9 protein-coding genes are annotated in these 11,813 nt (G+C 66.2%); 3 read left to right on the forward strand and 6 right to left on the reverse strand.

What is annotated here, in order from left to right; all coding sequences use genetic code 11:
* Window positions 1-61 precede the first annotated feature (61 nt).
* Window positions 62-1,273, reverse strand: coding sequence for an MFS transporter (locus ABQY74_RS13555; protein ID WP_211914070.1), 1,212 nt, complete (start codon window positions 1,271-1,273; stop codon window positions 62-64).
* Between the two features lie 100 nt (window positions 1,274-1,373).
* Here ABQY74_RS13555 and ABQY74_RS13560 point away from each other — a divergent pair, with 100 nt between their 5' ends.
* A complete protein-coding gene (locus ABQY74_RS13560; protein ID WP_349791836.1) occupies window positions 1,374-2,288 on the forward strand; it encodes a LysR family transcriptional regulator in 915 nt (304 codons plus the stop codon).
* A gap of 803 nt (window positions 2,289-3,091) precedes the next feature.
* On the opposite strand, the gene ABQY74_RS13565 is transcribed toward ABQY74_RS13560, so the two are convergent.
* Window positions 3,092-3,295 carry a hypothetical protein gene (locus tag ABQY74_RS13565; RefSeq protein ID WP_039522385.1) on the reverse strand — a complete coding sequence of 68 codons (204 nt, stop codon included), beginning with the start codon at window positions 3,293-3,295 and terminating at the stop codon, window positions 3,092-3,094.
* A 234-nt stretch (window positions 3,296-3,529) separates the two neighbouring features.
* Between ABQY74_RS13565 and ABQY74_RS13570 the strand changes: the two genes are divergently transcribed.
* Window positions 3,530-4,438, forward strand: coding sequence for an AraC family transcriptional regulator (locus ABQY74_RS13570; RefSeq protein WP_126967339.1), 909 nt, complete (start codon window positions 3,530-3,532; stop codon window positions 4,436-4,438).
* Window positions 4,439-4,551: 113 nt separating this feature from the next.
* Here ABQY74_RS13570 and ABQY74_RS13575 read toward each other — a convergent pair whose 3' ends face one another.
* Window positions 4,552-5,025 (reverse strand): cupin domain-containing protein, encoded by a 474-nt coding sequence (locus tag ABQY74_RS13575; RefSeq protein ID WP_349791839.1) that lies wholly within the window; start codon window positions 5,023-5,025, stop codon window positions 4,552-4,554.
* A gap of 192 nt (window positions 5,026-5,217) precedes the next feature.
* Between ABQY74_RS13575 and ABQY74_RS13580 the strand changes: the two genes are divergently transcribed.
* A complete protein-coding gene (locus tag ABQY74_RS13580) occupies window positions 5,218-6,117 on the forward strand; it encodes a LysR family transcriptional regulator (protein ID WP_349791841.1) in 900 nt (299 codons plus the stop codon).
* Between the two features lie 362 nt (window positions 6,118-6,479).
* Here the strand turns inward: ABQY74_RS13580 and ABQY74_RS13585 are convergent, their stop codons facing one another.
* The 3 genes from ABQY74_RS13585 to ABQY74_RS13595 are packed head-to-tail and all read right to left on the reverse strand — an operon-like array spanning window position 6,480 to window position 11,797.
* Window positions 6,480-7,163: a TetR/AcrR family transcriptional regulator gene (locus ABQY74_RS13585; protein ID WP_349791843.1), complete on the reverse strand. Its 684-nt coding sequence runs from the start codon at window positions 7,161-7,163 to the stop codon at window positions 6,480-6,482.
* Window positions 7,156-8,652 (reverse strand): efflux transporter outer membrane subunit, encoded by a 1,497-nt coding sequence (locus ABQY74_RS13590; RefSeq protein WP_349791845.1) that lies wholly within the window; start codon window positions 8,650-8,652, stop codon window positions 7,156-7,158. The genes ABQY74_RS13585 and ABQY74_RS13590 overlap by 8 nt, the downstream gene beginning before the upstream one ends.
* Before the next feature lies 1 nt (window position 8,653).
* Complete coding sequence (locus ABQY74_RS13595) at window positions 8,654-11,797, reverse strand: efflux RND transporter permease subunit (protein WP_104553986.1); 3,144 nt, start codon at window positions 11,795-11,797, stop codon at window positions 8,654-8,656.
* Window positions 11,798-11,813 lie beyond the last annotated feature (16 nt).

An 11,813-nucleotide genomic window follows, 5' to 3' on the forward strand; every position in this document is an offset into this window, starting at 1 on the left:
CCCGCGCGAGCGCGCAGGGCTGCCGGTTGCGCGGTCACTGCGCTCGTGCCTAAAAAACGAATCAACCCGCCTGCGCACACACGCCCGGCGCGGCGGCACGCCGGCGTTGCAGTTGCACGCTCCACAACGCGATGCCCAGGCCGAGCGCGCTCAACAGCGCGGCGACCCACGGGGTGGCGACCAGGCCGGCATGGGTGGCGATCACCACGCCGCCCAGCCAGGCGCCCAGCGCATTGCCCAGATTGAACGCGGCGATATTGAGACTGGAAGCCAGGTTCTGGCCGGCACCGCGTGCATGCTCGAGCACGCGCAATTGCAGCGGCGCCACGGTCGCGAAGGCGGCCACGCCCAGCAACCCGACGAACACCACCATCGCGGTTTTGTTGTGCAGGACCAGGCCCATCGCGGCGAGCACCACCACCAATGCCGCCAGGCTGCCCAGCAACGCAGTGGTGGGACGCCGGTCGGCCAGACGCCCGCCCAGCAGATTGCCCACGATCATGCCGACGCCGAAGACCAGCAACACCGGCGACACCGCCGTCTGCGCAAAACCGCTCACGTCCACCAGCAACGGCTGGATATAGGTGAACACCGCGAACACGCCGGCATAGCCCACCACCGTGATCGCCAGGGCCAGCAGCACCTGCCCGCGCCCCAGCACCGCCACTTCCTGGCGCCACGACACCGGCGCGGCTGCGCCTGCGTTCGCCGGCACCCACAGCGCCACCGCGGCCGTGGCCAGCACGCCGACGACCGCAACCGCCCAGAACGTCGCCCGCCAGCCCAGCTGCAGACCCAGCCAGGCGCCGGCCGGCACGCCCAGCAGGGTGGCCACTGTCAGCCCGGCAAACATCAGCGAGATCGCCGACGCACGGCGCTCGGCCGGGACCAGCGAGGTGGCCACCACCGCGCCCACGCCGAAGAAGGTGCCGTGCGCCAGCGAGGTCAGCACACGCGCAACCATCAGACTGGTGTAATCCGGCGCCAGCGCGCAGGCCACGTTGCCCAGGGTGAAGATCGCCATCAAGCCGACCAGCACCGCCTTGCGCGGCAGCCGCGCACTCGCCAAGGTCAGCACCGGCGCCCCGACGAACACGCCCAGCGCATAGCCGCTGATCAGCAGGCCGGCAGCGCTGAGCGACACGCCCAGGTCGGTGGCCACCTGCTGGAGCAGGCCCATGATCACGAACTCGGTGGTGCCGATGCCGAAGGCACCGATGGTCAGCGCCAGCAGCGCTGGCGGAAAACGGGAAGAACGCGCGGAAGCGGACATGGGCATGGACCAGGGAAGACAACCCACAGCCTGCGCTCCGGCGTCCTAAGCAAAAACCCCTGCTATCCTGATTCACTATCAAGCAATCATTGAGAATCGCATGGACCGCCTCGGCGATATCGCGCTGTTCCTGCGCGTGCTCGACTCCAGCTCGATCACCGCCGGTGCGCGCAGCCTGGACCTGTCGGTAGCGGTCGCCAGCCAGCGCCTGAAGCGGCTGGAGCGCGACCTGGGCGTGCGTCTGTTGCACCGGACCACGCGCCGGCTGCACCCGACTCCCGAAGGCCAGCGCCTGGCCGAGCGCGGCCGCGTGCTGGTGCAGGATCTGGACGCGCTGGCCGACGATCTGCGCGAGAGCGCACACGCGGTCGGCGGCATCCTGCGCATGACCATGTCGGCCTCGTTCGGGCGGCAGTACGTCTCGCCGCTGCTCCCGGAATTCCAGGCCCGTCATCCGCGCGTGCACATCAGTGCACACCTGAGCGACGACCTGGTGGACCTGGTCAAGCAAGGCTTCGATCTGGCGATCCGCATCGGCCCGCTGGACGACTCCGGGCTGGTGGCGCGGCGCATCGCCGACAACCGCCGCACCCTCGCCGCCTCGCCCGATTACCTGCAGCGCCATGGCACCCCGCGCACGCCGGACGACCTGGCCGGGCATGCCGGCGTACTGCTGATGGGCCGCGACGGCCGCCAGGATGTCTGGCAGTTGCAAACGCCGGAGGGCGGCCTGGTACGCGTGCGCATGCAGAGCCGCTTCGAAAGCAATTTCGGTGAGTTGATCCGCGATGCGGCCGTCGCCGGCCAAGGCATTGCGCTGCATTCGTACTGGCATATCGCAGAAGAACTGCGCAACGGCCGGTTGGTCGAGGTACTCGCCGATTACCCGCCGCCAACCTCGCAGATCAACGCGGTGATGCCGGCGCGCCAGCTGCAGCCACCACGTGTGCGTGCATTCGTGGATTTTCTGCAGGAACGCCTGGGCGAAGTGCCGCCGTGGGAGCTTGGCGGTTGAACGCGAGCACGTTGCTTGCGTTTGCCGGTCCTTGCTGGACGTGGATCGATGCGTGGCTGCTAATCAACATCTTGGTTGGTTAGTGGCTGGATTCGGTCGAGTCGCGCTGTTGGATCACTGGTGGCGGCGATCTGCGAGTTTGCTGCAGGGCCCTTGCACGCCCACCATCGCAGCACATGCCGCAAGGCAGAGCGGGCGATCTACGCCTTTGCGGACAGATCGGCTGTAAAGCAGGCGATCTGCCGCTTGGCTGCAGGGCCCTTGCCCGCCCACCATCGCAGGACACGCCGCAAGTACGTCCGTGTAGGCTCTTACGCGGCATCCAAGCCGCGTAAGGTCCCGCGACGGTGAGCGGGCAAGGACCTGTCGGGATGGTCGGTGTGCACAATTACGAACATTGCCTGCTGCGCGTTGTTTGATGCCGATGCGCCAGCTCAATGCCTGATGCATCTCCAGCGACAACCAGTCGGATGGTCGGTGCGCATGGGCAAAAGCAGTGCGTCATGTGCATTTGGATAGCGATGTACCTGCGCGGCCCAACAATCAACGACCAATGCACATCGCGCGACAAGCAGCTCTTATGCGAGCGCCGACCACCTTTCTGGTGCGGTGTCCTCGCCGCTTGCGGGACCCGTGACGGCATGGATGCCGCCAAGGAGCCTCCACGGACGGATTCACGGCGTGTCCCGCAAGTGGTGAGGGCACCGCACACTCGACTCACCAATCAATAAAGCGCGTGCGGCCGGCACGTTGACACCGTCGCTCTAGCGTCAAGGATGTCGCTGGCGCCCTAGCGCCCTCTTTTAGCGCCCCGCACGCAGCAAGCGCCGGTGCAATCCACGCCGCTGCGCTTCGCTGAGCAGATGCCCATGCGTGTTCAACAATCCCAGGATCTGCTGATGCGCTTGCGCCGTGCGGCGCGCAAGTTCGGCCGTAGCGGCGGCCTCGAGCGCCTTCCAGTCGGCCGGGCTTGCCGGTGCGGCGATGGTCGAACGTTTTGCGGGCATGGGACTGGGCGGTCACGGAAACAGACACCCATGATACGGCGCGTATGTGAGCGCCAGATCGTGGCTGGCCTGCCGTTTTGAGGCACCGGGCGCGTGGGCATGACCGTCTGTGCCGGCGCCAATCGGCGCTACCCTTGCCCGCTTCTGCTACAGGCATGCCGGCTCCATGACAGTGGGTCTTGTAGGATCGACGGCATCGCGGCCACGCCGCCTGGTGCCATTGCCGAGTCCTGCATGTCCGCCTTGACCGAGATGATCGAGATCCTGCTGCGCCACGCTCCTGGCGACGGCATGCACACCACCCGGATTGCCGGGTTGCAGATCATGCGCAGCGCCTCGCCCACCGTGTCGGTGCCCACGGTCTATACGCCGATGCTGTGCCTGGTGGCGCAAGGCCGCAAGCAGGCGATGCTGGGCGCGGCGGCGTATCTCTATCACCCGCAGATGTATCTGGTGGCCTCGGTGGATCTGCCGATCGTCGGTTCGGTGATCGAGGCAAGCGCCGCGCAACCGTATCTGTGTTTCTGCCTGGATCTGGACACCGCGGTGCTGAGCGATCTGGCCGTCAGCCACCCGGAGCTGGTGGAGCCGCAACGCGATGCGGCGCAGGCCGGCTTGTTGCTCAACCACAGCATGCCGCCATTGCAGGACGCTGCAGTGCGGCTGGCGCGTCTGCTCGATCAACCGCAGGAGATCGCCGCACTGGCGCCGCTGATCCTGCGCGAAGTGCTTTATCGCCTGATGGCCGATCCGGCCAATGCGGTGGTGCGCCAGATGGCCATCGCCGACAGTCGGCTCAACCAGATTTCCAAAGCCATTGTCTGGCTGCGCGAGCATTACGCACAGCGCTTTAGCATCGAGCAGATTGCCGATCTGTCGGCAATGAGCCGCTCCACCTTTCATGCGCATTTCAAGGCGGTCACCTCGATGACGCCGCTGGAATATCGCTCGCATCTGCGCGTGCACGAAGCGCGCCGGCTGATGCTGGCCGAAGCGCTGAATGCTGCCGATGCCGGCTTCCGCGTCGGCTACGAGAGCGCCTCGCAATTCAGTCGTGACTACGCACGCATTCTCGGCGCGCCGCCCGCACGTGACGCCCAACGGCTGCGTGCCGGGGCACAGGCTGCGACACAAGCGGCATAAGCCAATTCGTGCGCTGTTACGCAGTGGAGTGCAGTCACGCGCACTCGCACTGAACGACATGCATCACAAACGATGAGGCGGCAGACCGCACCACGTCATCGTTGAGCGCCGTGTCACTCGTCCGCGTACTGCGCCTCGCTGACCTGCTCCAGCCAGGTCACCGGCGAGCCGTCCTGCGCTTCGGCGATGGCGATATGCGACATCGCCACCGTGGCGTTGGCGCCGTGCCAGTGCTTGACGCCCGGCGGAATCCACACGATGTCGCCCGGACGGATCTGCTGCGCCGGCTTGCCCCATTCCTGCACGCGCCCGGCACCGGCGGTGACGATCAGCGTCTGCCCCAACGGGTGGGTGTGCCAGGCGGTGCGTGCGCCCGGCTCGAAGGTCACCGTGGCGCCGCCCACCCGCGCCGGCGCATCGGCCTGGAAGGGCGCATCGATGCGCACCTTGCCGGTGAAATAGTCGGCCGGGCCGGCTGCAGATGCGGCGCCACCGGCCTTGCTCACCCTGATCGCCTGTTGCTCTTCACCACCGGGCGTGACGGCGGCCATCATCGACAGCGACATCGCGGTTGCGAACAGATTCATGGCAGTGCTCCTCGATCCAAGTGCCTGCACTGTAGCGCGCATGCGCGCTGGCACTACCCGGGCAGCAGCGCATGCACCTAGAAACACAGCGCATCAATGCGGCAGTGACACCTCGGATTTGAAGCCATCACGCAGCATCGCGCATGATGCAGCGGCATGAATGGCATGCGCTGGAGTCGGCCGTCGCAAGCAATGGCGCGGGAAAATCTCAACGATCTGCAGGTCTTCGTCACCGTGGCGCGCGAGGGCAGCTTCACCCGTGCCGCCGCGCAGCTGGGCGTCTCGCAATCGGCGCTGAGCCACACCGTGCGCGCACTGGAAACACGCCTGGGCATCCGTCTGTTGACCCGCACCACGCGCAGCGTGTCGATGACCGAAGCCGGCGCACGCCTGTTCGACACCGTGGCACCGCGCCTGGAAGAGATCGACGACGAGCTGTCCGCGCTCACCGACTTCCGCGACAAGCCGGCCGGCACCATCCGTATCACCACCGCCGGCCACGCCGCCGATGCCTACATCTGGCCGACGTTGTCGAACGTGCTGCCCAACTATCCCGACCTCAAGATCGAGGTGACCGTCGATTACGGGCTGGCCGACATTGTTGCCGAGCGCTATGACATCGGCATCCGGCTGGGCGACCAGGTCGCCAAGGACATGATCGCGGTGCCGATCAGTCCGATGCAGCGCATGGCGGTGGTGGCGGTGCCGGGCTACTTCGTGCACCACACCATCCCCGCCGTACCGGCCGAGCTGGCCCGGCACAACTGCATCGGCTTGCGCCTGCCCACCCATGGCGGCCTGCTGCCCTGGGATTTCGAAAAGGATGGCCGCGAGGTCAAGGTGCGCGTGGACGGGCAATGGACCTTCAACGGCAGCAGCGCCATCCTGCGTGCCGCGTTGGCCGGCGGCGGACTCGCGTTCTTGCCGGAAACCATGGTGCTGGAGCACATCGCCGCCGGCCGGCTACGCCGCGTGCTGGAGGACTGGTGCGAGCCGTTCGACGGCTATTACGCCTACTACCCCAGCCGCCGCCAATCCTCGCGCGCACTCAAGGTAGTGATCGACGCGTTGCGGCACGACCTGGTGCGCTGACACACCCGTGTAGGAGCGTGCCTGCGCGCGACCAGGCGTTATCGATAACGCCCATCGCGCGCGAGCGCGCTCCTACAACAGCGTCGGCTTGCGGCCGGTTGGAAGGGGTGATCGACGCATTGCGACACGATCCGGCGCGCTGACACGCTTGTGTAGGAGCGTGCCTGCGCGCGACGAGGCCTTCTCGATAACGCCCCATCGCGCGCGGGCACGCTCCTACAACGACCTCGTTTTGCGTCGGGTTTGAAGGGGTGATCGATGCGTTGCGGCACGCTCCGGCGCGCTGACACGCCCGTGTAGGAGCGTGCCTGCGCGCGACCAGGCTTGTCGGTAATGCCCATCGCGCTGCCCTGCTGCCGCCGCTAGAACCCGCTCGGCACCTCGCGCTTGCCTCCCGCTGTCACCACCGGCGGTTGCGGCCGATACGCGCGCAGGAACAGCGCCACCGCACTGGCGACATACGTGTGCTGCGTGGCGGCCGGTGCCTGCCACGTGTCGCCACGCAGCGCTGCATTGGCCGGCATCCCGGTCATCAATCCGAAGAAATGCACCGAGGCATCCGGCAGATTGTCGATGACCAGGCTGCCCTGCTCCACTTCGCGCGCCAACACCGCACGCATCGTGGTGTCGTAGCGTTCGAAGCCCAGCGTCCACATCTCCTCGCGTATCTGGCTGGGCAGTGCCGGCGGCCGCACCAGGCCATAGGCGGCATCGCCCAGTGCACTGCTGGCCGCCATGCGTACGACCGCGTCGGCGATGGCGAGCAGGCGCACGGGCAACGGCCCGCGCATGTTCAACAACGCTTCCCAGGGATTGGGCGACTGGTGCGCCAGCGCCTCCAGGGTGGTGCGGAACAGCACCTCCTTGGACGCGAAGTGCGCATACACCGTGGCCTTGGACACCACTGCGCGCTCGGCGATGCTGTCCATGCTGGTCTTGTCGAAGCCCTGGCGTGGAAACAGCTCGGCTGCCGCGCGCAGGATCGCGCCACGCTTGTCGTGCGGTGCGCGCCTGGGCGCCGGGGCCTCGGCAGCGGCGTCATCCATGTGGCTGCCCCGTCGCCGTCGTGGCCACCGCCGGGTCGGCCGATTGCAGCCAACCGCCGCCCATCGCCTTGTAGAACGTCGCCAGATTGGTGAAGCGTGACAGCTGCGTGGTGATCAAGTTCTGCTGCGCGCTGTACAGCGCGCGCTGCGCATCCAGCGCCTGCAGGTAGCTGTCCACGCCACGTTCGAAGCGCGCCTGCGAGAGCCGGTAGCTGTCGGCGGTGGCATCGACCAGGGCCTGTTGCGCCTGCAACTGCCGGCCTAGGGTCTCGCGTTGCGCGAGCGCATCGGAGACCTCGCGGAACGCGCTCTGGATCGCCTTTTCGTACTGCGCCACCTCGATATCGCGGTTGGCCTTGGCCATGTCCAGGTTGGCGCGGTTACGCCCGGCGTTGAAGATCGGCAGCGTCAGCGTGGGCACGAAGCTCCAGGCGCGGGTGCCGGAATCGAACAGGTGGGACAGGCTGCTGCTGGACGAGCCGGTCGATGCGGTCAGGCTGATGCTCGGGAAGAACGCCGCGCGCGCCGCACCGATGTTGGCATTGGCCGCACGCAGGTTGCGCTCGGCCTCCAGGATGTCCGGGCGACGCTGCAGCAACTGCGACGGCAACCCGGCCGGCACGCTGGCCAGCACGTTGCCGTCCACGCTGGCGCCGTCGGGCAAGGCCTGCGGCAACAGCTCCGCCGGCACCTGCGTGCCGACCAGCAGCACCAATGCATTGCGGTCCTGCGCCACCTGCGCGGTATAGCGCTCCACATCCACGCGCGCGGATTCCACCGTGGTCTGCGCCTGGCGCAAGCTGAGCTGCGAGGCCACACCCAGCTCGAAGCTGCGTTGCTGCAGGCGATAACTGTCGCCCTGGCTGCTCAAGGTGGACTGCGCCAGCTGCAGCAACTGCTGATCGGCCGCCAGCGTCAGATAGGCGGTGGCCACTTCGGCCACCAGGCTGATATGGGTGCTGCGGCGTGCCTCGGCGGTGGACAGGAACTGCTGCAGCGCCTGTTCCTTGAGGCTGCGCACACGCCCGAACAGATCCAGCTCGTACGCACTGATGCCGATATTGGCGCTGTAGGTCCGGAACACCTGCGGCTGGCCTGGAATGGCCAGCTCCGACGGCGTACGCGCGTTGTTGGCGGTGCCGGTGCCCTGCACGGCAGGCAGCAGCGCAGCGCGCTCCACCCGGTACTGCGCACGTGCCACCTCGATGTTGAGCGCGGCCACGCGCAGGTCGCGATTGTTCTCCAATGCCAGCGCGATCACCTGCTGTAGCGCCGGGTCGGTGAACACCTGCCGCCAGCCGATGTTGGCGATATCGATCGCCTGCTCGGGGCTGGCCGCATCGGCGGTAGTGGATGCCGTCGAGAGCTCGGTGCCGGCAAAGCGTTCGGGCACCGGTGCGTCGGGCCGTGCATAGCGCGGCATCAGCGTGCATCCGGACAGCACGCTCGCCACCGCGATCGCGGTCAATGTCATGCGGATCGGTGTCATCTCAGTGTCCTGCCGGTTGCGGTGCGGGCGAAGTGGGCTGTGCGCGGCGCTTGAACAAGCCGCTGATCAGCACGAAGAACAACGGCACGAAGAAGATCGCCAGGATCGTGCCGGACAACATGCCGCCGATCACCGCAGTACCCAACGCATGCTGCGCGCCTGCACCGGCACCACTGCCGAGCACCAGCGGCACCACGCCCAGGATGAAGGCCAGCGATGTCATCAGGATCGGCCGCAAGCGCATGCGCGCCGCTTCCAATGCGGACTCGATCAGGCTCTTGCCGCTTTCATGCAGTTCCTTGGCAAATTCCACGATCAGGATCGCGTTTTTCGATGCAAGACCAATCGTGGTGAGCAGGCCCACCTGGAAATACACATCGTTCATTTTCCATGTCAGCATTGCGCCCAGCAGCGTGCCGAACACGCCCAGCGGCACCACCAGGATCACCGAGAACGGAATCGCCCAGCTTTCGTACAACGCGGCCAGACATAGGAACACGATCAGGATCGACAACCCGTACAACAGGCCGGTCTGGCCGGTCGAGGATTTCTCCTGCCGCGACAACCCGGTCCACTCGTAGCCGATGCCCGGCGGCAACTTGGCCGCCGCCGCTTCGACGATCTGCATCGCCTCGCCACTGGACGCAGCACCCGGCATCGCCATGCCCAGGATCTCCACCGACGGCACGCTGTTGTAGCGCTCCAGACGCGGCGAGCCGGAACTCCAGCTGGCAGTGGCGAAGGCGTTGAACGGCACCATCGTGCCGGCGCTGTTGCGCACGAACCAGCGGTCGATGTCCTGCGGATTCATGCGGTACACCGCATCGGCCTGCAGCATCACCTTCTTGACGCGGCCCTTGTCGATGAAGTCGTTGACGTAGGTACTGCCCCAGGCGCTGGAGAAGGTGTTGTTGATATCGGCGATCGACACGCCCATGGCCTGCGCCTTGTGCGAATCGATTTCCAGCTTGAACTCGGGCGTGTCTTCCTGCCCGTTCGGGCGCACCGCCACCAGCCGCTTGTCCTGCGACAGTTCGGCCAGCAGCTGGTTACGCGCCTGCATCAAGGCCTCGTGGCCGAGGTTGGCGCGGTCCTGCAGCATCAGGTCGAAGCCGGTCGCATTGCCCAGCTCCGACACCGCCGGCGGTGCGAATGCAAACACCTTGGCATCGCGGATGGTGCTGAAGAACGCACCGGCCTTGCCCGCCACGTCGGTGACGCTCTGGCCCTTGCCGGTGCGCTCGTCCCACGGCCGCAACTTGACGAAGGCAAAGCCCACGTTCTGGCCGGTACCGGCAAAGCTGAAACCGGAGACCGCAAAGATGCCGGCAACCGAGTCCTTCTGATCGACCAGGAAGTGATGCTCCACCTGCTTGAGCACCTCGCCGGTGCGCGCATCGGTGGCACCGGGCGGCAACTGCACCAGCACGAACAGCGTGCCCTGGTCCTCGTCCGGCAGGAAGCCCACCGGCAACTTCATGAAGCCGAACACCACCAACGCCAGCAACACCGCGTAGGCCAGCATGTAGCGCCAGCCCTTGCCCAGCATGTGCCGCACCACGCCCTGATAGCCGTTGTTGCCGCGATCGAACACGCGGTTGAACCAGCCGAAAAACCCTGTGGTCGCCAGACCATGGCCCTTCTCCACCGGCTTGAGCAAGGTGGCGCACAGGGCCGGGGTCAGGATCATCGCCACCAGCACCGACAAGGTCATGGCCGAGACGATCGTGATCGAGAACTGCCGGTAGATCACGCCGGTGGAACCGCCGAAGAACGCCATCGGCACGAACACCGCGGCCAGCACCAGGGCCACGCCGACCAGCGCGCCGGAGATCTGGTCCATCGACTTGCGCGTGGCGTCCTTGGGCGACAACTGCTCCTCGCCCATCACGCGTTCGACGTTTTCCACCACCACGATGGCATCGTCCACCAGAAGGCCGATCGCCAGCACCATCGCGAACATGGTCAGCGTGTTGATGGTGAAACCGAACGCCGCCAGCACGCCGAAGGTGCCCAGCAACACCACCGGCACCGCGATGGTCGGGATCAAGGTCGCGCGGAAATTCTGCAGGAACAGGTACATCACCAGAAACACCAGCACCACCGCTTCGATCAGCGTATGCACCACCTGCTCGATGGAGATGCGCACGAACGGCGTGGTGTCGTACGGCTTTTGCACCTTCATGCCGGGCGGGAAGAATTTCTCCTGCTCCTCCAGGCTCTTGTCGATCGCGCGCACCGTATCCAGCGCATTGGCGCCGGTGGCCAGCTTGATCGCCAGACCGGCGGCCGGCTTGCCGTTATAGCGGCCCACCGTGTTGTAGCTCTCGCTGCCCAGTTCGATGCGTGCCACATCGCGCAGGCGCACCTGCGAGCCATCGGACTGCGTGCGCAGCAAAATATTCTCGAACTCCTCGGCGGTCTTCAGCCGGGTCTGCGCGGTGATGGTGGCATTGAGTTGCTGGTTGGGCACCGCCGGCAACGCGCCGAGCTGGCCGGCGGAAACCTGCGCGTTCTGCGCCTGGATCGCGGTGCGCACATCCACCGGGGTCAGGCTGAAGTTGTTCAACTTGTTCGGGTCCATCCATACCCGCATCGCGTACTGCGAGCCGAACAAGGTGGTGTCGCCCACGCCTTCGACGCGACTGATGGTTTCCTGCACGTTGGCAGCCACGTAATCGGACAGGTCCGAATCGCTCATGCTGCCGTCCTCGGAAGTGAAGGCCAGCACGTTGAGGAAGTTGGTGGCCGACTTGGTCACCGTCACGCCCTGCTGCTGCACTTCCTGCGGCAACAACGGCGTGGCCAGCGACAACTTGTTCTGCACCTGCACCTGCGCGGTGTCCGGGTCGGTGCCGTTGTCGAAGGTCAGCGTGATGGTCACCGCACCGCTGGATTCGCTGGTGGAGGCCATGTAGCTGAGGTGGTCCAGCCCCTTCATCTTCTGCTCGATGACCTGGGTGACGGTGTCTTCCAGGGTCTGCGCCGAGGCGCCCGGATAGTTGGCGGTGATGGCGACGGCCGGCGGCGCGATGCTGGGGTATTGCGCAATCGGCAAGGTGGCGATGGACAGGATGCCGGCCAGCATCACGATGATGGCCAACACCCAGGCGAAGATCGGACGATCGATAAAGAAGCGTGCCATGACGTGTGATCCCGCC

The organism is Xanthomonas sp. WHRI 7064 (assembly GCF_040202355.2).
In the GTDB taxonomy this organism is placed as follows: domain Bacteria; phylum Pseudomonadota; class Gammaproteobacteria; order Xanthomonadales; family Xanthomonadaceae; genus Xanthomonas; species Xanthomonas arboricola.